This window comes from Brevibacillus sp. SIMBA_040, from assembly GCF_046535075.1.
Taxonomy (GTDB): Bacteria; Bacillota; Bacilli; order Brevibacillales; family Brevibacillaceae; genus Brevibacillus.
Map to the genome: position 1 here is coordinate 91227 of NZ_JAWRXI010000010.1, position 22547 is coordinate 113773.

The 22547-nt window shown below is 43.4% G+C and carries 23 protein-coding genes and 3 pseudogenes; 11 read left to right on the top strand and 15 right to left on the bottom strand.

From position 1 onward, the window contains the following. Positions 1-4: 4 nt before the first annotated feature. From SB752_RS18075 to pdhA, 3 genes are all read right to left on the bottom strand, one after another. The gene (locus tag SB752_RS18075; RefSeq protein WP_410716997.1) at positions 5-1405 is read right to left on the bottom strand and encodes a dihydrolipoamide acetyltransferase family protein; all 1401 of its coding nucleotides are present in this window, start codon (positions 1403-1405) and stop codon (positions 5-7) included. A gap of 109 nt (positions 1406-1514) precedes the next feature. After that, complete coding sequence (locus SB752_RS18080; protein ID WP_410716998.1) at positions 1515-2495, bottom strand: alpha-ketoacid dehydrogenase subunit beta; 981 nt, start codon at positions 2493-2495, stop codon at positions 1515-1517. A 3-nt stretch (positions 2496-2498) separates the two neighbouring features. Continuing rightward, on the bottom strand, positions 2499-3584 hold the full coding sequence (pdhA, locus tag SB752_RS18085) for a pyruvate dehydrogenase (acetyl-transferring) E1 component subunit alpha (RefSeq protein ID WP_410716999.1): 1086 nt from the start codon (positions 3582-3584) through the stop codon (positions 2499-2501). Between the two features lie 321 nt (positions 3585-3905). Here pdhA and SB752_RS18090 point away from each other — a divergent pair, with 321 nt between their 5' ends. Beyond that, entirely contained in the window at positions 3906-4637 is a 732-nt protein-coding gene (locus SB752_RS18090) for an alpha/beta hydrolase (protein ID WP_410717000.1), read from the top strand. A 20-nt stretch (positions 4638-4657) separates the two neighbouring features. Here SB752_RS18090 and SB752_RS18095 read toward each other — a convergent pair whose 3' ends face one another. Continuing rightward, entirely contained in the window at positions 4658-4852 is a 195-nt protein-coding gene (locus tag SB752_RS18095) for a hypothetical protein (protein WP_103106081.1), read from the bottom strand. A gap of 268 nt (positions 4853-5120) precedes the next feature. Further along, a complete protein-coding gene (ltaE, locus tag SB752_RS18100) occupies positions 5121-6158 on the bottom strand; it encodes a low-specificity L-threonine aldolase (protein ID WP_410717001.1) in 1038 nt (345 codons plus the stop codon). A gap of 115 nt (positions 6159-6273) precedes the next feature. Between ltaE and SB752_RS18105 the strand changes: the two genes are divergently transcribed. Continuing rightward, positions 6274-6576 (top strand): HesB/IscA family protein, encoded by a 303-nt coding sequence (locus tag SB752_RS18105; protein ID WP_410717002.1) that lies wholly within the window; start codon positions 6274-6276, stop codon positions 6574-6576. 52 nt (positions 6577-6628) lie between these two features. Here SB752_RS18105 and SB752_RS18110 read toward each other — a convergent pair whose 3' ends face one another. From SB752_RS18110 to yneA, 4 genes are all read right to left on the bottom strand, one after another. Next, complete coding sequence (locus SB752_RS18110) at positions 6629-8875, bottom strand: HelD family protein (RefSeq protein WP_410717003.1); 2247 nt, start codon at positions 8873-8875, stop codon at positions 6629-6631. Positions 8876-8917: 42 nt separating this feature from the next. Then, positions 8918-9283 (bottom strand): fluoride efflux transporter CrcB, encoded by a 366-nt coding sequence (gene crcB / locus SB752_RS18115; RefSeq protein WP_410717004.1) that lies wholly within the window; start codon positions 9281-9283, stop codon positions 8918-8920. Positions 9284-9377: 94 nt separating this feature from the next. Beyond that, on the bottom strand, positions 9378-9575 hold the full coding sequence (locus SB752_RS18120) for a DUF896 domain-containing protein (RefSeq protein ID WP_410717005.1): 198 nt from the start codon (positions 9573-9575) through the stop codon (positions 9378-9380). Positions 9576-9649: 74 nt separating this feature from the next. After that, the gene (gene yneA / locus SB752_RS18125; protein ID WP_410717006.1) at positions 9650-9991 is read right to left on the bottom strand and encodes a cell division suppressor protein YneA; all 342 of its coding nucleotides are present in this window, start codon (positions 9989-9991) and stop codon (positions 9650-9652) included. A 156-nt stretch (positions 9992-10147) separates the two neighbouring features. On the opposite strand from yneA, the gene lexA reads away from it, so the two are divergent. Beyond that, a complete protein-coding gene (gene lexA / locus SB752_RS18130; protein WP_103106075.1) occupies positions 10148-10771 on the top strand; it encodes a transcriptional repressor LexA in 624 nt (207 codons plus the stop codon). An 83-nt stretch (positions 10772-10854) separates the two neighbouring features. Here the strand turns inward: lexA and SB752_RS18135 are convergent, their stop codons facing one another. Next, positions 10855-11340, bottom strand: a complete 486-nt coding sequence (locus SB752_RS18135) for a DUF456 domain-containing protein (protein WP_410717007.1) — start codon at positions 11338-11340, stop codon at positions 10855-10857. Between the two features lie 140 nt (positions 11341-11480). On the opposite strand from SB752_RS18135, the gene SB752_RS18140 reads away from it, so the two are divergent. Continuing rightward, positions 11481-12056 carry a DUF4269 domain-containing protein gene (locus SB752_RS18140; RefSeq protein ID WP_410717008.1) on the top strand — a complete coding sequence of 192 codons (576 nt, stop codon included), beginning with the start codon at positions 11481-11483 and terminating at the stop codon, positions 12054-12056. A 131-nt stretch (positions 12057-12187) separates the two neighbouring features. On the opposite strand, the gene SB752_RS18145 is transcribed toward SB752_RS18140, so the two are convergent. From SB752_RS18145 to tatC, 3 genes are all read right to left on the bottom strand, one after another. Further along, a complete protein-coding gene (locus tag SB752_RS18145; RefSeq protein WP_410717009.1) occupies positions 12188-12508 on the bottom strand; it encodes an NUDIX hydrolase in 321 nt (106 codons plus the stop codon). Positions 12509-12559: 51 nt separating this feature from the next. Beyond that, positions 12560-13111 carry a hypothetical protein gene (locus SB752_RS18150; protein WP_410717010.1) on the bottom strand — a complete coding sequence of 184 codons (552 nt, stop codon included), beginning with the start codon at positions 13109-13111 and terminating at the stop codon, positions 12560-12562. A 489-nt stretch (positions 13112-13600) separates the two neighbouring features. Next, positions 13601-14362 carry a twin-arginine translocase subunit TatC gene (gene tatC, locus SB752_RS18155; protein WP_410717011.1) on the bottom strand — a complete coding sequence of 254 codons (762 nt, stop codon included), beginning with the start codon at positions 14360-14362 and terminating at the stop codon, positions 13601-13603. 419 nt (positions 14363-14781) lie between these two features. Here tatC and SB752_RS18160 point away from each other — a divergent pair. Further along, positions 14782-14979: pseudogene (locus SB752_RS18160) on the top strand (GNAT family N-acetyltransferase); the annotation flags it as partial. Between the two features lie 68 nt (positions 14980-15047). Here SB752_RS18160 and SB752_RS18165 read toward each other — a convergent pair. Further along, the gene (locus SB752_RS18165; protein ID WP_410717012.1) at positions 15048-15293 is read right to left on the bottom strand and encodes a YolD-like family protein; all 246 of its coding nucleotides are present in this window, start codon (positions 15291-15293) and stop codon (positions 15048-15050) included. Positions 15294-15704: 411 nt separating this feature from the next. Here SB752_RS18165 and SB752_RS18170 point away from each other — a divergent pair. From SB752_RS18170 to SB752_RS18195, 6 genes and pseudogenes are all read left to right on the top strand, one after another. Next, positions 15705-16351, top strand: a pseudogene (locus tag SB752_RS18170) (hypothetical protein). Between the two features lie 1230 nt (positions 16352-17581). After that, positions 17582-18094 carry a hypothetical protein gene (locus SB752_RS18175; RefSeq protein WP_410717013.1) on the top strand — a complete coding sequence of 171 codons (513 nt, stop codon included), beginning with the start codon at positions 17582-17584 and terminating at the stop codon, positions 18092-18094. A gap of 525 nt (positions 18095-18619) precedes the next feature. Beyond that, positions 18620-18980 (top strand): annotated as a pseudogene (locus tag SB752_RS18180) (HsmA family protein). A 160-nt stretch (positions 18981-19140) separates the two neighbouring features. Continuing rightward, a complete protein-coding gene (locus SB752_RS18185; protein WP_410717014.1) occupies positions 19141-19440 on the top strand; it encodes a DUF3888 domain-containing protein in 300 nt (99 codons plus the stop codon). Positions 19441-21154: 1714 nt separating this feature from the next. Further along, on the top strand, positions 21155-21316 hold the full coding sequence (locus SB752_RS18190) for a hypothetical protein (protein WP_410717015.1): 162 nt from the start codon (positions 21155-21157) through the stop codon (positions 21314-21316). Positions 21317-21692: 376 nt separating this feature from the next. Continuing rightward, positions 21693-21839, top strand: a complete 147-nt coding sequence (locus SB752_RS18195; protein WP_410717016.1) for a hypothetical protein — start codon at positions 21693-21695, stop codon at positions 21837-21839. 214 nt (positions 21840-22053) lie between these two features. Here the strand turns inward: SB752_RS18195 and SB752_RS18200 are convergent, their stop codons facing one another. After that, positions 22054-22218, bottom strand: coding sequence for a hypothetical protein (locus SB752_RS18200; RefSeq protein WP_410717017.1), 165 nt, complete (start codon positions 22216-22218; stop codon positions 22054-22056). Positions 22219-22547: the final 329 nt, after the last annotated feature.

Sequence of the window (22547 nt, forward strand, 5' to 3'; positions counted from 1 at the left end):
CTGATTACCCCTCCATGACGAGCAGCGTTGGGTTTTCCAGAAGCTGCTTCACGTAGTTGACGAAACGCTGTGCTGGTTCGCCATCAACCAAACGGTGGTCAAAGCTCAAAGAGAGATGCAGCATTTGGCCAACCACAATTTCTCCATTTTTCACAACTGGTTTCTCGCTGATACGACCCACACCCAGAATAGCTACCTCTGGATAGTTAATGATTGGAGTGAAGAACATACCGCCAGCAGAACCGATGTTTGTAATGCTGAAGGTAGAGCCTTTCAGCTCATCCGCACTCGCTTTGCGGTCGCGTGCTTTCTTCGCCAGCTCGCTGATTTCGCCAGCGATTTGGAAGATCGACTTGCTGTCAGCCGCTTTTACTACTGGTACAAGCAAGCCTTCATCTGTCGAAGCTGCGATACCTATGTTGTAGTACTTTTTATAGATAACTTCTTGTTTTTCATCATCGATGGACGCGTTCAGCTCAGGGAACTTCTTCAGTCCTGCCACTACTGCTTTCACGATCATTGGCAAGTAAGTCAGCTTCACTCCGCGCTCTTCAGCCAGAGGTTTAGCTTCTTTACGCATAGCCACAAGAGCAGTTACATCTACTTCATCAAAGATTGTTACATGTGGAGCTGTGTAAGCGGATTTAACCATTGCTTTTGCGATTGCTTTGCGAATACCTTTGAGTGGAACGCGCTCTTCAAGTTCGCCCGCTTGTGTTGTGTAGTGAACAACTGGTGCTGCTGCCGCTTGTGCTACACCAGTTGCTGCAGATGCGTCAGCTACTACTGGAGCCGCTGCTTCTGCTCCTACAGCCGCTGCAGGTGCCGATACTGCTACTGCGCCACCGGATACAAAACGATCTACGTCTTCACGTGTGATGCGACCCAGCTTGCCTGTACCCGGTACAGATGCCAGCTGAACGCCTTTTTCACGTGCATATTTGCGAACAGAAGGTGTAGCGAGTACATGCTTGCGATCAATCGGCGCCGCAACAGCTGTTGCAGTCGCTTGTGCCATTGGTGTTTCCAATGTTTGGTTTGCGTTTGCACTCACTTGGGAGCCAATATCGCAGCCTGGTTCCATCTTGTCAGCTGCAGGCGCTGGAGCGGCTTCTGCAGCGTGTGAATCACCATGTCCATGATCTGGCAGGTTAGGAATTTCGCCTTCCACATCAAAGTCGATCAAAGGATCGCCTACTACGGAAACCGTTCCTTCGGTAACTTTCAGTTCAAGAACTTTCCCTTTTACTGGCGATGGAACTTCTACTACCGCTTTGTCATTTTGTACTTCCATAATGACTTGGTCTTCTTCTACGGAATCCCCTGGCGCTACGTGCCATTTGACGATTTCGCCTTCATGGATACCCTCACCGAGCTCCGGGAGTCTGAATGTAAAACGACTCACAGTATCTCCTCCTTATACACACTTCGCCGTATTTTCAACCTGTTTTTTCCAAATTGCCCAAAAGAAGGCGGAAAGCTCTCAACTTTTCCGCCATTATGTCCAATTCTGATTAGAAATCCAGTACCCCGTTCAAACCATCGATTACGCGCTTCACGTCTGGCAGCCAAACATCTTCTGCCTGAGCAAACGGATATACAGTGTCTGGCGATGTGATACGCAGCACTGGCGCTTCCAGGTGAAGAATCGCACGTTCGTTGATTTGAGCAATGATTTCTGCGGCTACTCCAGATGTTCTTTGTGCTTCTTGTACCACGATTGCGCGGTTTGTTTTCTTCACAGAAGCAACGATCGTGTCGATATCGAGTGGGCTGATGGTACGCAGGTCGATTACTTCTACCTTTGCTCCACGTGCTTTCTCGATTTCTTCTGCAGCTTTCAGGCTGGTATGCACCATAGCACCATAGGTGATGATGGTAGCATCTGTACCCTCTTTCACTACGTTTGCTTTACCCAGCTCGATTGTGTAGTCGCCCTCTGGAACCTCTTGACGGAATGAGCGGTACAGCTTCATGTGCTCCAGGAAAACAACTGGATCGTTGTCGCGGATCGCAGCAATCAGAAGTCCTTTTGCATCGTAAGGGTTGGAAGGAATAACAACTTTCAAACCTGGTGTTTGCATCATCAAGCCTTCCAGGGAGTCAGCATGCAGCTCAGGCGTTTTCACACCGCCACCGAATGGGGAGCGGAATGTGATCGGGCTCGAAAAACGACCGCCAGAACGGTAGCGCATACGAGAAGATTGGGAAGCTACTGCGTCAAATGTTTCGAAAACGAAACCAAAGAACTGAATTTCTGCTACCGGACGGAATCCATTGATGGAAAGGCCGACAGCCAAACCGCCGATTCCAGACTCAGCGAGTGGTGTGTCAAATACACGCTGCTCACCAAACTCAGCTTGCAGACCTTCTGTTGCACGGAATACACCGCCGTTATTTCCTACGTCTTCACCGAAGACAAGTACGGTTTCATCGCGTTTGAGTTCAACGCGCATTGCATCCGTAATGGCTTGAACCATTGTCATTTGTGCCATGGCTTATTTCGACTCCTTCGCCAGGAATTCTGCCTTTTGCTCTTCGAGTGCAGGCGGCAGTGTCTCAAACATTACATCAATCAGCTCGGATACTTTCATTTTCGGCGTTTCATCCGCTTTTTTGATCGCATCTGCTACAGCTGCTTTTGCTTCTTCAATAACTGCTTCTTCGTCTTTTTCGTTCCAGAGTCCTTTGGATTCGAGGAACTTGCGGAAGCGGATCAAAGGATCGCGCAATTCCCATTCGCTTTGCTCTTCACCAGTACGGTAACGGGTTGGATCGTCACCAGCCATTGTGTGAGGACCATAACGGTAAGTCAGTGCTTCGATCAGGGTTGCGCCTTCACCGTTCACACCGCGTTCTTTCGCTTTTTGAACAGAGTAGTAAACTGCCATGATGTCCATACCATCAATACGCTCGCTAGCAATACCTGCAGCAGTTGCTTTGATCGCAATGTTTTCGGAAGCTGTTTGTTTTTCAAACGGCAAGGAAATCGCATAACCGTTATTTTGAGAGAAGAAGATAACTGGGAGCTTGTATACCCCTGCAAAGTTCATACCCTCATAGAAATCACCTTGGGAAGTTGCACCGTCACCAAAATAGTTGATTGCAACGTGTTTTTCACCACGCAGCTTGTAACCCATTGCAACACCAGTTGCTTGTGTACATTGTGCCGCAATAATGATTTGTGGCATCAGAACATTAACACCCTCAGGGATTTTTCCACCCTCAATGTGGCCACGGGAATACAAGAATGCTTTATGCATTGGGAATCCATGCCATACCATTTGTGGAATATCGCGGTAGCTTGGCAGGATAAAATCTTCTTTGGACAATGCTGCTTCAGAACCGATCATGCTCGCTTCTTGACCAGCAACTGGCGCGTAGAAGCCCAAACGACCTTGGCGGTTCAAGCTGATCGCACGTTGGTCCCAAACACGGGTAAATACCATTTTACGCATCAAATCACGCAATTCATCATCGGAGAGCTTAGGCATCAAGTCAGGACGAACAACCGTTCCATCCGGTGCAAGAATTTGCAGCGGGGCGTTGTTCTCTGTTTGTTCAACAGCAGTGGTTACGCTCATCACATTCACCTCGTCACTGGAATAAGGGGCTTCCATAACCACCTTTGCTAATCGTCCAACTGAGCAGGTGCTCGGGAAAACAGCATTCGCGAAAGGTGTCGGAAGGAACCCGGTTAGAAGAAGAAAATTTATATCGTGCAAGAAAGGGCTTACAGCGCCGTTTGCACCACCCTGTTATACTGCAGACATGCGTCTGTTCAATGTGTTATAGTATTGATATTACAGGGTTTATTTCCTCTCTGTTATCATTTACTATATAAGCTGTATCAGTTTTTTTCAAGGGTTAGTTTTGTTTTTTAATAAATCAGGAGGCGGGAACCGATGTCTGATTATGTAAAAAGAACGATCATGAAAGAAGAAGTACCGAGTATTCATCTGGACGCTCCCCGCTCCGTCAAAGTATACCTGCCACCTGGTTATAACGAGCTCCTTTCCTATCCTGTTGTCTACTGTCAGGACGGAAATGATTTCTTCACCATGGGCCGAATTGCGACCATTGCAAACCAGCTCATTTTGGAAGAAGGAATGGAACCATTTATCATTGTGGGTGTATCTGTTGACAGAAGCAAACGTACGAGTGAATACTCTCCTGTCGGCGCAAGAAATGCGGCATACAAACGCTTTTTCACGCAAGAGCTCGTCCCTTTTATTGAAGAGCGGTATCCTGTCCGGCGCGATCCAGCTTCACGAGTTCTCGCTGGAGATTCTCTTGGCGGTACAGTTGCTCTCCATCTTGCTTTGGACAACCCCGAGTTATTGACAAACGTACTGGCATTATCGGGAGCCTTTTTTCAAACCACCCTGGATGAAATCGATCGACACCCCACTTTAGACTGGCTGCATCTTTGGATGGTTGTCGGGCTCGATGAAACAGCTGTGGAAACGCATATGGGCACCTTTGATTTCGTTCACTGGAATCGAACAGCAAAAGAAGCCTTGCACACAAAGCAGGCAGTTTTGTCGTACTCAGAAAAACCGGGCAATCACGTCTGGGGACTGTGGCAAAGGGAATTACCCGATGCGCTGCGACACTTTTTCCCTACTCACCTATAAGGACATTTACAATTACTGAGCTAATACAAGCCGTTGATTTCTTTAATGTCTTCGTACCCATAGTAACGGCCATCCACCATGTAAATACCTTGGTGGGTGGCTTTGTCAATTTCACCTGCTACTTGCTGTGTATCATTCAATACGATATTGACGATTCTGCTCTCATCTCGCTTCATCTGGCTCTGAATTCGCTCGCGATCTTTTGCCGATATCATCTGATCCCTCTTTTCCCCTCGGTTGGATAGCTATAGTATCTCTTTGGAGGTTCGTATTTACACACGCTACTGCACACAAAAGCCCCTCCCTCATGAAAATACGAGGCAGGGGCAGCATTTTTTAACGCTCAATCGATGTATATATAAAGTCTTTTCCGCCAGCTGTTTTATCCTTGAACATTTCCAGGAAATTGACCGGGTCATTGAAATCAGTTGACCAGTTTCGAAACACAAACTGGTCATTTTTAGAACGCTTATTTAAATTCCCTCATTGAGGGGATGCCACTGCTTCAAGAAGGTCCTCCACGATTTCAAGCACGCGCGTGACATTCTCTTCCGTAATATGCCGATGTGTTGTAAAGCGAATCACGTATTCATCAAAATCAACAGCTAGTACCCCTTTGCCCTCCAGGCGCTTCAGGAAGTCAACAGCAGACTCGCAAATCGACTCGGTATAAACCAAAACAATGTTCGTTTCAACTGGCTCCACTTGTAGAGACAGCTTACGAAGGCCTTCTGCAAGTTGCCTCGCTCTCTCATGGTCCTCATCAAGTCGCTTCGTCATCTGTGTCAATGCGAGAATACCTGGAGCTGCAATGTAGCCTACTTGGCGCAACCCGCCTCCGAGTTTTTTCCTCCACCATCTGGCTTCCTCAATAAAATCACGGTCTCCGGCGATGATAGAGCCAACAGGAGCACTCAAGCCTTTTGACAAGCAAATTTGAACTGTATCGGTATAGCTACATAGCTTTGTCACATCTACACCGAGAGCGACTGCGGCATTAAAGAGCCTGGCCCCGTCCAAATGCACCGGTACGTTATATTTTTGAGCAACCTCATAAATACTTTTCATCTGGTCAACTGTACTTACAGCACCGCCTGCACGATTATGCGTATTCTCCAGACAAATCAGCTTCGTTCGTGGGAAATGAATATTATTGCCGCGAATCGCTTTCTCCACGTCTTCCGCTCGCATCGTCCCACGCACACCAGGAATGGTTCGTGGCTGCACCCCAGCGAGTGCTGACATAGCTCCCCCTTCATAATAAAAAAGATGAGAGTCTGCCTCCAGAATGACTTCATCCCCATTCACACAATGCGTGAGAACAGCTACCTGGTTTCCTTGCGTACCGCTTGTAACGAAAAGGGCGGCCTCTTTGCCGAGACGCTCTGCAGCTATATTCTCTAAGCGATTGACGGTTGGATCCTCTCGATAAACATCGTCGCCTACTTCTGCTTCTGCCATCGCCCGTATCATCTCTTCGGTAGGCTTGGTCACCGTATCGCTGCGTAAATCTATCTTCATGATCGTCTTTCTCCCCTTTTCTATACAGATATCAAACACTTTCAACATTGCATCTGTATTTCCCTCTTTGCTAATATGAAAGAGAGACACTTACATACGTTAGGAGACTTGCCCCATGAAAGTTAAAATTACGCGCAATGCAGCGAAACAATTAACAACCATTATGGAACAAGAAGAAGACAAGGATTTGAAACTGCGCGTTTACATTACACACGCGCATGGCGATCACGCTCATTATGGACTGGCTTTGGACAAGCCAACTGAAGAGGACGAAGTAATCTCCACTGACAAAGAAATTGATGTAATCGTGAAAAAGGACGAGCCTCTCCTCGATGGCATTATCCTCGATTACCTGTTTCTGCCACAAGAAGGCTTCGTAATCACCAACCCTTCCAAAGGAAACACTGGTGATCACTAAGAAGTGTAATGCGACACCCCCTGCGACTTGTGTCAGCAGGGGGTGTTTTCTGTCATGCTTCTTCTCTTTTATATAGTTCGCCAGGCAATTCTCGCAACAGAGGCAGCTCGTTTCCCTGCATATGGCTCATGACCAAGCGATGGACTGGACGAGTCATCGCAACATAGAGCAGCTTTGCATCCCATTCGTTATCCAGATACGAATTCACGTCCACAATAAAAACGACATCAAACTGCAAGCCTTTGGTCAAATACGCCGGCATCACAGTGACTCCGCCCGGAAACTGATTGTCTTTGCTACTGAGCAAGGTCAGTTCCGGAATCGTTTCCTGTAAGCTTTTAAACAGTTTCTTACTGGCACCAATCGTTTTTGTCACGATTGCAATCGTTTTGAAGCCCTCAGATGTAAATCCCTCTACTCTACTTGCCATATCTTTATGCAGCTCGCTCCGGGATGCAGGAGTTATCATAATCGGCAATTCTCCATGCCGCAGCACTGGTTTTGCGAGAACAGTTTCTGGCAATTCAATCTGTCGCAATACCTCATTGGCACACTTCATGATTTCAATCGTAGAGCGGTAGCTTTGTGAAAGCGTGTAATAGGAAGGCTTAAGCTCTGTGAAAATTCCTTGGGTCAATTCTTCCCATGCGTGAATTCCGCGATAGCTATGAATTCCCTGAGCAATATCACCCACAATAGTCAACGAATGTCGTTTGGTTGCGAGTGCAATAACGGCAACTTCCAGCGCACTCAAATCTTGGGCTTCGTCCACCACCGTATGATCAAAATGCTCTGCTTTGTTCATTCCTTCAATCAAATGATGTAAGAAGAGAAGTGGCGCGATATCCTCCGCTTCAATACGCTCCTCGGAGAATAAAGCCTCTGAAGATTCCACAATATCATGTATGATGTTGTCACTAATCTCGGTCGGCACCAGCTTGCGAAGCAATTCTTCATTACTGATCATTTCGCGATACGCGTCGAATGTCTCCAAACGGGGGAAGGAAGTCAAATATGTATCTAATATTTGCTCCAGCATTTTTTCGAATTTCGCCAAGCCTGTCTTATCAAGATCGATTTTCTTCTCACGCAAATGCGAGAACAACAGCTTGTTCATTTCTTGCTTGAGATGTTTTCGCAGGGCATCCAAGCGCCGATGATATGGCATATTGGAGAAGTGCTCCAAGAAGCTTTGACGAATAAAATCACCGGGAATAGAAAATACTTGCTTCGTTTTGTTGTAAAGGAAGCTTAATTTCTTAAATGGAATTCTCGTTTCAATTATATGATCGATATATCCTTCCAAAGCGATTCGACAAGCAAGTGAGCCTTTGAAGCGCAAACGATGCCGCGCTATCTCCTGCTGCCTCTCATCCTGGCCCTCTTCAAAAAACAGTTGCAAGGGTTTATCCGGGCTAATAATTCTCCACCCTTTTGGCAAAAGCGGCTTGACTAAGCGTGCTGCCCAATCGACAAAAGTGGCTTGCTGTACATCATCTACGCCAAGCTCAGGTAAAACCTCCGATATGTAAGCCAAGAACATCCTGTTGGGTGCGAATACCATAAACTTTTTGGACATCATCGAATCCTGGTAGTTATAAATCAGATACGATAATCGATGAAGGGCGATTGTTGTTTTCCCGCTTCCTGCTACCCCTTGAACGACGAGAGGTCTGTCCTTTTCCGCACGAATGATATCGTTTTGTTCTGACTGAATAGTTGCTACGATGTCTTTTAGCCTGCTGTCGTTTGCTTGATTTAAGTTGGCTGCCAGAAACTCATCAATGAAACCTTCTTGCAAAAAATCATCAGGATCTCCCATCTCACGGTTTATCGTCTCTTTCACGGCACCGTCATAGATTCCTGTTATTTTTCCATCGTCGATAGCAAAATTCCGTTTTAAGGTCACTTCGCCGCGGACAATTTCTCTACCCATTCGATAAAAGGCATCCTTGCTTTCACCAGAGTAGTATAAGCTGGCAATCGGTGCTCGCCAATCGACAACAACCGAATCAAACGTATCGGTCCGAACAATTCCCCGTTTTCCGATATAAACCTGATCTACCTCATATACTTCGTCCTTCATGAAGTCGACGCGGCCAAAATACGGCTTCTCACGACCATGATCTTCAAGATAACGCAGGTCCTTGGCTTTGTTATAGTTCACAACCTGTTTCACGTAGTCATCAGTCGCTTCACGAATTTCTTCTCGCAGCTGCGTTATTTCCGTCTCAATCACAGCGATTGTTTCGTCCAATTTGTTCTGTTCCCGCTCATATTCACGATGTTGGGTACTCATACCCATCCCCCCTCTCACATCATCGGTTGGTTACCAAAGTCATTATTGAAACTGCCTTGCAAGCCATATTCCAACTGCACAAGAAAATAAGCCGACCACCAAGCTTACGAGGACGTAAACAATTCCTCTGAAGAATTGACCATCCCCCCAAAAAGAGACGACCTCCAGCGAAAATGTAGAAAAGGTTGTGAATCCACCCATCACGCCAGTTGCAAATAATAAATACAGCTCTGGTGAGAGGATTCCTTTTTCTTTCCCCCAGACAGAAAGTAGTCCAATCAAAAAGGAGCCAAGAACATTGGCAAGCCATGTTCCGAGTGGTAGACCTGGCTGATTAGCCAGTAATGAGAGTCCATAACGAAAAAGTGACCCCAACGCTCCACCAACAGCTACCGCTACCCATCCCATCCTCCTTTTCACTCCCTCCGGCGAAACAGTCGTTTGGAACAAAAAGACACCCTGGCGTCATGCAAGGATGTCTGTTGTATTCATACCTGTTATCTTACTGTTTTGGATTGTTTTCTTCAAGGTCTTCCACATAACGAATCGAATCTAGATTGGATTTTAGCGAGAGCTTCACCGCATCAATATACTTTTGGCGAAGAGCTTTTTGTTCCAGCTTTTCTTCGTCGGATAAACCACCCTCGCGTGATTTTTTAGCCAATTCGTTAATACGTTTAATTTCTGCGTCAGATACCAATGCTGGTTCCTCCCAATCTGTAATAATGCTGCTCTATTATAGCATATCACGGGTATCTCGCAAGCAGTGGAGTGCTACTCTGACACTGGAATGATGAGTGTTTGACCAGGATAAATGAGAACACCCTGTAAATCATTTGCCTTTTTAATCGCGAGGATGAGTTCGTTTACATCCATTTTCGCTTCTTCTTGGTGACGAACAGCGATACTCCACAGACTATCACCTGATTGAACCGTCACTTCCTTGATATGAAGCTCTGCTGCCGGGCTAGAAGCAAACACCAGTTCGGTTAGTAAGTAAAAAAAGAGAGCAAAAGTCGCCAAGAATAAAATAGCCTGTCCTCTGGTTATGCCGAATCGCACGCGGCGAGCTGCTTTTTCCTCAAAATGGTTATGTACGGTCATTACGTTCATCATAATCTCCCCCTGCAAACATACGTTCCTTGTTCTTGTTTTCATCATAAATGAGAACATACGTTCATGTCAACAAAATAATCGAACTTATGTTTGTCGAACGCAAGCTCCCATGGTATAATATAGGAAAACATGTTCGAGAAAATAGAGGTGTCTTATATGTCGAAATTATCCAGCAGGCAGCAAGCCATAATTGATTTCATTCGAAAAGAAGTTCGCGACAAGGGATATCCACCTTCTGTACGAGAAATTGGTGAAGCTGTCGGACTCGCTTCCAGCTCTACCGTTCACGGGCATCTGGCACGCCTTGAAAAGAAAGGACTTATTCGCAGAGACCCTACCAAGCCTCGCGCAATTGAGCTCCTTTCCGAAGAAGATCGTTTTCAAGACAATTTTGAAGACTCCGTAGTTCGTGTACCAGTAATCGGTAAAGTAACAGCAGGTCTGCCTATTACGGCGATCGAGGATGTAGAAGAGTACTTCCCTCTGCCAGAAAACATCGTGACATCGGACAAGGTGTACATGCTTCGCATCTCCGGGAATAGTATGATTGATGCAGGTATTCTGGATGGCGATTACGTCATTGTTCGTCAGCAGCATGTTGCTAATAACGGTGATATCGTCGTTGCCATGACGGAAGAGGACGAAGCGACGGTCAAGAGATTTTTCAAAGAAAAGAATCACTTCCGTCTCCAGCCAGAAAATGCGACTATGGAGCCGATCATTTTGGAGAACGTTTCCATTCTGGGTAAAGTCATTGGTGTGTACAGACTCATTCACTAAAAAAAGGGCAGCCGAGGCTGTCCTTTTTGTTTTTGCAACGAATTAGTATGCCGTTACTACCAGCTACAGCCCTCTGCTCATCTCTACTTTGCAATGAAAAACCAAATAATCATGGCAACCTGCAGCACGACCTTGACAACGGCGCTGCCTAAAAAACCAATTAAAGAGCCAAACCCCGCTCTGATCGCTTTTTCTACGGACTGTTTCTGTATCAGTAGTTCAACCAATACGACCAGTACAAATGGCATGATCAACATCCCGAACGGCGGAAATAAGAAGATGCCTAAAATAATTCCTACCACAGCAGCCATAGACGACCATTTGGAGCCACCGTATTTTTTTACGAAGAACATATTGGTCAGCAAATCTGCTCCATACAAAAGTACACTCAGTACGGCCATCCCCCACCAAAACGAAGCGGGTAAGCCTGCTCCAGGGTCAGCGATGAAAAAGTGATAGAGCAAAAAGCCCCCCCAAAGCAAAATCGTATCCGGCAGTACAGGCAAGAAAATTCCTGCGATGCTCAAGACAAACAACGCGATGACAATAATCCATAGAACAATATCCATTCTCTGCACTCCTCTCAGTTACATATACGAGTGACTCGTAAATTCGTTGCACTCTATCACTAACACAGTTACAATTAACTGTCCTGCCCCACTGCCCTGATTCATTCCATTCCTTTAATCGTTGAAATGGAGGTACTCTCATGAGAAATTGGCATGATCTTACTTATTTACGTACTGGTACTGTTCGCCAGCAGCAAGCATGGCATGCGATAACCGAAACGAGAATTATGGAGCTTCTTCAACCCTACACTCCGGTGCTCGCCGGTACGATTCCTTTAGACATTGATGTTTCAGGCAGTGATCTTGATATTATTTGTGAATGTCATGATCTCGATCACTTGGAATCAAAAGTACGCGCGAATTTTGGAGGCCATAAAGATTACACGGAGATGAGCCTGATCGTCTCGGACATCCAGACAAGCGTCATTTCTTTTTATGCCACTGGTTTTTTCTTTGAAATATTCGCCCAGCCCGTTCCCGTCATCAAGCAAAATGCGTATCGCCACATGGATATGGAAGCACGTTTATTGACAGTAGGTGGTCAGGACGCTTATCGTGATATTCGACTCTTAAAAGAGCAAGGAACGAAAACGGAACCAGCGTTTACCCGTTATTTTCAAATACCAGGTGACGATCCTTATCAAGCTCTCTTAGACCTGGAAACCCATTCCGATTCAGAGCTGTTTGCGCGTTTTGGAAAAACAAAAACCTCGTAGACTTTTACTCGGGTCACGAGGTTTTTTGTATTGGTTCTTGAATGCTTATTACCTACATTTCCACTCTGTAATCGGCATGGTTTTTCAAAAGCTCACGAACCTTGCCCAAATAGGGCATCAGTTCCTCTACCTCAGTGAGGGTCAGCCATTTTATCTCTCGAATCTCTGAGTCTGTTGTTCCTATTACTCCCCCCTGTTATCTCTCCTCGAAACGTAAGAAAGGTCGCGTGATGGTCGTTGATGACTTTTTCACTGACATGGACAATATCATAAACACGAGCGTCCAGTCCTGTTTCTTCTCTTACTTCACGTATTGCCGCATCCTTCAGCATTTCGCCTTGCTCTCTCTTGCCACCTGGAAGACTCCAAAACTGTTCATTGTGCACAGCAAGGACTTTGTCTGTTTCCTGATCATAGAGTAGGACATAAACCACATCGACATGAATAAGCATTTAATCACTTCCCCTCGTTTCCCAATCGTCAATGCTGCGCATCAAGTCTTCTTAATCAACCATAATTTCGCCCTGCGCGTTGATAAATTCCGGCTTGCTATTCTGGCTAAATTCATCGGAGATGGCATACCACAATTTGATTTTTTTCTCAGGAGAGCTGCTGCTGACATAAAAATCAAGTGGTAAAATAGTAGCTTGCTCCTCATCCACACGGATATCTGTAATGTCGTTCGAAGCTATTAAACCAAATTTTACACGATTTGAAACAGATAAATGACTTGTAGCGAATCGGTTTGTTTCCACATTCGAGATTTTGCTCGATGAACCAGTGACCTGAAGTCCGCTCTTCCAGCCGAACAAGCCTTTGGAAACGAAAGCAGCTGTAATTGATTCATCCTTATTTAGATAAAAGAAAATGACCTCATCATTTCTTTTCGATGATACAATCACTTGCTTCACCTGATAGAGCTCATCTGTTTGTTTCAGGCTTACATTCATGAGTGCATCTATTGGATGAGAAAACGAAGCTTGGTATTCAGATATGAAAAACGGGAGTGCACCGACCAGCAATAAGAGAGCAAGCTTGACTCGTTTGTTCTTCAATCTTGTTCCTCCTGTCTCTGTCAGCTGCTTTCTATTGCCTTCGCATTTTTGTTATTTTTGAAAAGGTAAACCCACCAGAGCAGAATACATGCATAGCCGATCCATACATAAATCGACCACATTTCCATGTTCGCCAATTGTTGTATCAGGTGCTCAAACTCATTTTTCCCTTCTTGTCTCCCGATACTATTCAACAGACTGACAACTGGAACTGTAATAGCAAACATAGCAGTGAGGAGAGAAAAGCGAATCATTCTTTTACGGAAAAGGCAACCAATGGAGGCAACAAAGGTAAGAAGCAGAATCAAGTAATACGAAATCCAAAACCATGCAGGCAGCGTTACTGTACTCAGATTGCTTCACCTTCCCAAATAGAATAACCATATTTTAACAGAAGGTCGTGTGAATTACACAATCATTTCCAATTATGCTTTACGAGCAACAAAAAAGAAGCTGCATTGGCAGCTCCATGGTACTCGTTGCTTTCTATTACGATGTGACAGCCTGCTCTTGCTCTCGTCTTGCATCCTCACTTTGTTGCTTGTGGTAGATGACCTTCGAGAGCCATACGCTCAGCTCATACAATAGCAACAGAGGAATCGTCACAAGTATTTCCGTTAAAAGCTCTGGTGGTGTCAAAATGAAGGTAACAACCACAATTCCAAAATAAGCAAAACGGCGCATCTTCGAGAGAATTTTCGGATTCAATATTCGCAATCGAGTCAGGAAGATAACCACAATCGGAAGCTCGAACAACGCTCCAATCGGAACTACCAATTGAAACATAAAATCAAAGTATGACCCGATTCCGTATTTTGTCGTAATTCCCATACTTTTTGAGAGATCTGCCAAAAACTGCATCATCATCGAAAAAATAATAAAATACCCGAACAAAATTCCTATCACAAACAGAAAAAATGCCGCCGGAATGAAGTAAAGGGTCACCCTTCGTTCACGTGCACTTAAACGTACAGAAACAAATCGCCATATATGATACAGAGCGACCGGCAAGGCACCAACACCACCAACCAAAGCTGCAAACTGCATGTACACGCGCAATGCATCTGAAGGATGTAAGGAAATGATTGGTACGCCCTCAGCGATCGGATTGAGTTTCAAGTACTCGATAATTGGGCCAGCAATAAATAGACCGACCCCAAACATAAGAACAAATGCGATGATTACCCAGATGATTCGGTTTCGTAGCTCTACAAGATGATTGACAACTGCTATCTGATTATTCCCCTTCATATAGAACTCCCTTGTCATTTTCTCTGCGCGGTTGTGTATTCCTTCATCGACCTTCCTATTTTCGTTTTGCTCCTGTTCATACTACACCGTTCGATCCGAACTGTAGAGAGTCATGGGAAAAAAAACCTATTTTCGTCACAAAATTGTGATGAGGAGGGTGATTCCTCTTTGTTTTTGTTTGTAAAATCCTCCAATTGTTCAGTAGAATTAGAGAAAGGAGGGGAAAAACGGATCACGGAGAGCCATCAGAATTTCATTTTGATATGGTACGTATTGTGTCGGCCGTCTTGTTCTTCATTGCTATCATCGGCATTTTCCAGTATTTTTCCCACTTCAACAACGGGACTTAACAGGAATGAGTTCAAGAGTCCAAATAAAGCTGTAAAAAAGTCCCCTAGGATTACCTAAGGGAACAGTCTTTGAATGGGGCAGAGTCATTCGTTAACAAACAAATTGCACACGCGCCCAATCAACCTGGCACCTGGTTTCAGTTCGCCATTGCTCTAGCTCATTCAAATGAATTAATTGGGGATTGCGCTATTCATGCTCTGTTAGATGAACCTAGAATCGTGCAAATTAGATTTACCCTCGCTCCGGAACATCAAGGGAGAGGATATTAAATTAAGATTTCTACTCTCCCGGTTGCCGAAACAAAAGCCTCGGTATTCACTGCTGAGGCTTTCTTTTACTCATAGTTAACTTTCATAATATCCAAAAAGGGAATTTTCCTTGTTACTCCATCTTCCTCTACATGGACTAATCTCGTCCGTGAATCGAGTGTTGTGATCCGTCCAAATACTTTCTCTGTCATGCCCCAGACCGTTAACGCCCTCTCGTCTCCGTCCTCTTTTGCTTCCACTAGCTGATTCCCTAAGTCCTCTAATTCAAATTCATCCCTTGTAGGGCGTTTTGGTGTATTTGCCTTTGCCATGATACTACCTCCTAGCCTTTAACATTAATTATACTATCCATAAGAATCCATTGGACATCCTCATCACTAACCAGTTTTACCTGCCTTCCATTTTGATCGATCCACTTCACCATGCCCCACATGCTACATGCGCAGCCCAGCTCCTCTTTTACTGGCTTCCACCATGTCACAGATAGGGCGAAACTGACGGGCTGAGTCACAGAGAGGCTGACTGTGTAGTCCTAAGAAATATGCATACAACAAGGTTTACCAGCAGACGACATTCGATGTATTCTCAATGATTAAAAAGCTGTTCAAAGAAAAAGCTGTGTGTCAGTGAACATAATATTAGTTTAAATTTGTGTGTCTGATAAAGCTAGTTTGTTCTAAAATATTATACAGCTTTGAAAGAAGATGAATGGCTAATGATGTATTCGCCACTTTTTAATTGTCTATAAAACGGAGGGCAACAATGAAAAATACCTTCGTTATGTAATTGCTCTTTTAGCATTACTTATTATCGGAGTCACAACAAGACGATCATGGCGTATTGAAAAACGTGACTGGCTTTTAATCATTTTAATTGGGTTGATTGGAAATACGATTTCCATCGTAACACAAGAGGTGGAACGATGCTTTCCTCTGCACAAATGGGAGCCATTATTACATCAACGACTGTCGGAACTGCTCAAATCGATACCGCAAATCAGTTAGGTGGCATATCTCTGATTATCGCAGCACTAACGTGGTCACTTATGTCTGTTCTTGTAAAACGTGTACCAGGGCAGTATTCGCAAATTGTCGTAACAAGCTACAGTATCCTTGTTGCTGTTATCATTCTAACGCCTTTTACACTTGGGAGATTAACTACGCTTGATTTTCAAGCGATAATGCAACCTTCTATATGGGGTGGCGGGTTATTTTTCTTTTTCCAGCCGATAGTTGGTACTTTTTTAGGTTGGTTATTACTAGGCGAACAGATTGGTTTGTCTTTTTGGATGGGTACAACATTCATTTTTATTGGGGTGCTATTAGTCATTCGTGACGATAAACCCCAGGAAGAAACCATAGCAGTGTAACCATAGGAGTTCTGACAAAAACAGCGACAGTCTAGGAATTTTTTCTTCTTAGATTGCCGCTGTTGTTCTTTGATCAGGTTAACTAAATACACTGTAGCTACCAAATAAATCAGCTTTATAATGCAAGGGAATAACAACCCCATTCTTTTTCCTCTCTAAAAAAATGCCCTCCCCTGATTTAAGCGAAGGAGGGCATTTTTACTGTTACAGCATGTTATCTGTTGTACAATCAAGCAGCGGAAACATCAGCCACAGCAATTCTTCCAGAACACCTTTCGGGTCGTCTATTAGTCGCTGTTTCCATTTGTCAGGATCGTTTTGCAATCCCTTTGGCTAAACTGTCAATCGCTTTTAAACCTGATTCACCCTTACCACTAAATGGACACTGTAACAACGTTCGATTCCCCAGCTCGACTACCACCTGTAACAATTAACTGGAAATGATATGTCGTACCTGGTGATAAACCAAACACCATTGCAAGTAAAGAATTTTTGTTTACATTCACATTTGCTGGCGACCAGTTATTTCCCCCATCAATTGACTGCATCAAAACTACTCTTGTCGCACCCTCAGCTTTACTGAAACTAAGGACAACACCTGATACTGATGCTCCATCTACCTTCAAATCTGAAATTGGGACAACGCTATTCTCGACTTATTCCCCTCTCTAAACGAGGGTTTTCATTCGAGCCTACACCGTGCGGGCGACTTTCATCGCACACGGCGTTCCATCAACGGTAATAAAGATAATTACAACGGGCACCTTTATGTTAACTAAGCTTCTCTCACTGGTAACCTATCGAAAGTTAATTCATTTCAACACTTTAGAAATCTTGTGTGGTAATTTGCTTGAATTCTTCGGGTGTGATTTCTCTGAAAGGATTCGTAGAAGTTTTTTACAAGCTAGGCGCAGTTGGTCCACCGTTACCCACTTTTGACGGCCTGATTTGCCAGGAAACCCACCATCCCCACCCTCCCTATTAACATATCACGGCGTGTTAAATTTTGTATTTACTTCAAGGAATAATCATTTTATTGTATGTAGTATTTGAAACATAAATCTGGGATTGAACTCACACCTTTGCAGGTAGAAAACCAGCAGAAAACCAGTAACATTCGACGCTTGCCTTGGACTTGTCTCTCTGTACAGTGTGATAAGGAGCCATATTTTTCCTAAATATAGGTAACCATTCCAACACTTGCATCGTCATATTGATGAGGTGATAACTATGAATGTATTGAAAAATAAGAGTTTTTTTGTCATGCTCCTTATTCTCCTACCCTTCTTTTTATTTCCTGTGCCATCGTTTGCTTGCTCTTGTGGTTCCGATCTATCTCCCACTGAAGCTCTCAATAAATCAACAGCAGTATTTATCGGAACCGTAAACAAGATCGAAAAAGCAGATTCAGGATATGAAGTTACTTTCCAAATCAATAAGAATTTTAAAGAGGCTACTGGAACAGAAATCACTGTATTCACTGGTTTTAGTTCATGCATGTATAATTTTAAAGAGATGACCCCCTATCTTGTGTATGCAACAACTGATACATTCACTGGGGTATTATCCGTAAATTTTTGCAGTCGAACAGTCCCACTAATAGAGGCAAAGGCTGATCTAATCGAAATAGATAGAGATAGCACGAAAGCCAACACCGACGTCAATGTTACGACAATCACTCATTATTTTGGTGAATTACTCCTCCACCTTCTTCGTTACGGCATGAATCTCATGATCAAATAACTCCACAAATTGCACACTTTGTTGATTCGATGCTTGCTTCTTACTTGCCGGAGTTTTCGCAGTCTTCTCTCAACCCACCTTCCTGTCCATCCACTGTGTCGTGTCATCCGAATAAACTCGAAGCACACATGCAAAGGATAGATGTTGATCGGAATTTGGGAGTTGAATAAGACCTGAGAAATACCAGACAAGGGGCGAGGGCCAGAACCGTAGGACTCGCATGTAATCCCCTGTCCGGTATATCCCAACAGAGTAATCGCGATTTTCTAAAGCTCCCCGGAAGGGTTCAAACCGCAACAATGTATACAACGAAAAGCAATTGTATGTTCCCTGCTACGATCATCGCAAGCCTAACGCGTTCAGACTCAAAACGTCCTCCTCTCGTAAGGTAACGTTCGTCATCATCCATAGATTCGCTCAGGTACGCCATTGATACGGGATAGTCGGCTTGCCCTTGAATCAAGATTACCGATCAAACGTTCGAAATTCGTCCCTGTTTTTGTCCTACATTTTGTCCTCGTTTTTATCCCTATATTTATCGAGTGTTTTATAGCTCTAATCGCATATACAATTGGCGTATGGAGCGAAAAACGTTCTGGAGAACTAAAGTCTAAGCACCTTATCTTTTTTGGTTTCGGTTTAGTATTTGATACCATCGGAACGACGTTTATGAAATTGCTCGCAGACAGCCCTAATTTAAATTTGCTTTGGAATTACTGGACTGATAGCTCTGATCTTTATGTTCTTCCATACCGTATGGGCATATGTCGTTGTATGGAAAAAGAAGGAGAATCAGATCAAACAGTTCCATAAATTCAGCCTGATTGTTTGGATTTTATGGCTTGTACCTTATTCCATTGGCGTGGCGTTAAGCTTTATTAAATAGGTGATACCCACACCATTACGTGTCTTGCGTGGGCAACAATTGTCTGCGCTTTTTAACTTTCAAAAATTACTCATTTCAGCTCTCAATTACCCGAGAGTATACTGTCCACTTATGAAGGGGATACAAAAATGGACCGGACTATTCTTTGGGTGGTGAGAGTATGAAGAGTATTCTTCTGACACTATTCGCATTTTTTATGTTTAGCGGATTAGTTCATGCAGAAACTAGATCGTCTGTGCTGAATGATACTAGAGAAGAAATATACAGCGATATGCTGTTGTTGATGTTAAGTCCTCAAATTGAAGCTGCAATTAACCAATATTATTCAAAAACGTTAACAGAGAACCCGCAAGTTTATCCGTATATGATTGATGTTGTATTAGCGAAAAGGATTGATTCCTCTTTTAGTTTTATAGTTACCGTTGATGTTCACCAGTTGTTGGACCCCATATTTCTGTAGGGAAGGACAGGTTAACCTTTAAGGTTTCACCGGGCATAACTCCCAGTCAGGCAAAATTAATAAAGTATCAACATTTAGAGACACATGAACTCCCCTCTCATTGGAAGAGAATAATAAGACATACATAAGTAATGTCGTGTTAAGTATCGCTACGTTTCTATGATTAATCTTCCTTATAAATGTGGCAATCGACTAACATTCCATTCCACAAAACGTCTACCTTTGACTGATAAAATTCATCACATTCTGTTTCCTGTACATCAAAGATTTCACCGACTTTATCCGCATACCACATTGAATGAATGGGTCACCCCCGATCCATTTATCACATCGATTGTTTTGTAAATCCCTCGCCCCTTGGATCCAAATGTTGCATTCAAATACTGTAAATATCGACATTTTTGTAGTACGCTTAATTTGCCCGTTGTAAATCCCCTTTCTTATTCCGTTGATGGAACGCCGTGTGCGACGAAAGTCGCCCGCGCGGTGTAGGCTCAAACGAAAACCCTCAATAGAAGGGAATAAGTTGAGAATAGCTATACTGATCCAATATTCACTTTAGAAGACAATCTAAATGGTCAATATCCCTACCATTTCGTTGAAGGCTCCTCCCAATACTTTATGCCAAAATTTCTCGCCACTCAGCCATTAAGAAACGCGACTCTAACTTTTGATTTGAATGATGTTATTACTCCAGATGCAACCGATTTGTATTACATTGCTTCTAATCGTTATGAAATTGGTACTGATAAAATTAATGGTTCCGTAATTACGATCCCCAATGTTAATCTTAATAAAGGACAGTTAATCATTTTTGACTTGGGATTTTACACGATGCCTTCTGCAGGAACGTATAAATTTTTCATTTCTATTGATTCAACACACAAACAAGAAATGGTACTTGATATTACTAAAAACTAATTATCCATCAACGGCCCTTGGGATGACCCGGGGTATTTTTTTGTCAAGACTGAATCCTCGCCCCCTGCCACAACTGTCGCCCCACTATTTATCAAATCGTGTGTTTTGTTCAAATAGGTCCACAGCCCATAGAAAGAGTTAACTTTCGTTAGCAGACAAAAATGAAATTGTGGCGTAGGATTTACGTGCCCGTTGTAAAAATTCTTATCCGTTGATGGAACGCCGTGTGCGATGAAAGTCGCCTGCACGGTGTAGGCTCGAGCGAATTCCTCACAAAGAGAAGGGACTAAGCCGAGAATAGCGAAACACCAGTACCCATAGCAGATTTGCGTACCTATGGAGTAACGAAGTTTGATGATGGCTCCGTATATGTCTCTTTAACCTTTTCTGCACCATCAGGAGCAAATTCGGTAACATTTCAATACTCGACTAACCAAACGACATGGGTAGATGCTTGGGTAGATAGGACAGTTACTTCAACAACAAATTTTTTAAACATGCGGCTACCAGATCATGCATCAGGAAAGTACTACTTCCAAATGATTGTCGAAGGTGGCAAGTATCATGGAACCTCTAATATTGCCAGTAGTAATATATTTAACCAGTAAGTCCATCAACTGCCCTCGGGTTTTACCGAGGGTTTTTCTTTACCCAATTACCGTTTTGTTAAGTGCTGGATCACGTCTACACCAGGAGCCACTAAATCCAGCAAGCCTTGTGTGAGTCTTGTCTTACTACACTTTTTGATAATCCCATCAACCCATGTAGTATAATTTGGATGAGGTGAATTTCTATGGAAACTTTCATTGCAGTTTCTGCGTTTTACTTAAATCCGATTTTGGCTATTTGGTTTTTTGTAAACCTCACAACGATTATTAAAAAAATCGTCAAAGGTGAAGATTACGAATCAAAGTTATGGATTGGTTCTCTCTTGATTGCATGGATAGTTTTTTGATTCACATTCCTTTCCATGTCAAGCTAGTTTCCTAACATACTGAGCAACCTGTTAAAGATCTCTTGAAGTTAATGTGGTACTACTTGGTTATCGAGCAAGCGAGTTGTTATTTATGAACTGGATACAAATTGTTTCATTATCCGCCTGTCTCTTCGCACTTTTTAGGACCATATGGTCGATAGTTAAAAAAGAAAATGTAGTATTAAACATAGTTGGAGCTTGTATTTTATTTAGTGTGACAGCTTTTATTCTCATAGGTTTTTATTTAACATAATTGAGCTTGTGATAATTTGAAAAAACCCTAGTGTTAGATAACACCATAGATGGAGAGGATAACTATCGTTACTCTTGAAAAACTCTTCAAGGAGGGAACGAATTGGGGAAATATCGCTGTTATTACTGTGAAAGTGAAACCGACAGCGTCCGCCAAATCACGTTTTTCCAAGGGAAGCAGGATCGCGATGAGCTATTATGCGAAACGTGTCATGCTGATTGGATTGAATCCCTGAAGAGTGAGCCATAGCTAGGGTAACGCTTGCAATTCCCACCCTTAGTGAATGTGCTATAGGGTGGGTCCTTTTCTTGTCCCATCTTCCCACGCTATACTCCTTGAAAAAGGAGGTATTCAAAATGGAAAAGTCGTTTTATTACGCAATACCCTGGAGGTTAGCTACCTCAAGGACGCGCTACAAGCAATGGAAATTCCTCCTCACCTTCCTCTACTAAGCACACCGATTTCAACTGACCAAACCAGTTTTCTCTTCTTCCTCCATCGCCAGCTCATCCACATGCCCTGCTAAGCATCCCAGACAGCAGAAGTGTTCAACGGATGGCTTCTTACTTACTAGGATCCATTCAGGCTTGTCCGCCAGGATCTTCTCATCGCAAAATGTACAATTCACGATAATCTCTCCTTTCATGAAAACGACATTTGCTGGTTGGCATATTCAATTTCTCTCAAAAGCTTACCTTGTGGCCTCCAACTGCTGATGTACTTTTTTGCTTTGTCCATCTTGTTCATCCTCATCACCTCAGAAATAATTTTTGGCGCTAAAACCGAGAATTTTACAACCATTACCACACGTAATGATTTGTTAAATAAATCTAAATATTGTAAAATAATAAAAGAAATCCTATGAAAAAAATTGAGAAAGCAATTGTTTATTTTTAGCTTTATTTTCTTTCCCATCGGACTGATCATTTGGCTCGTTTCCTTGTTTAATCAAGATCA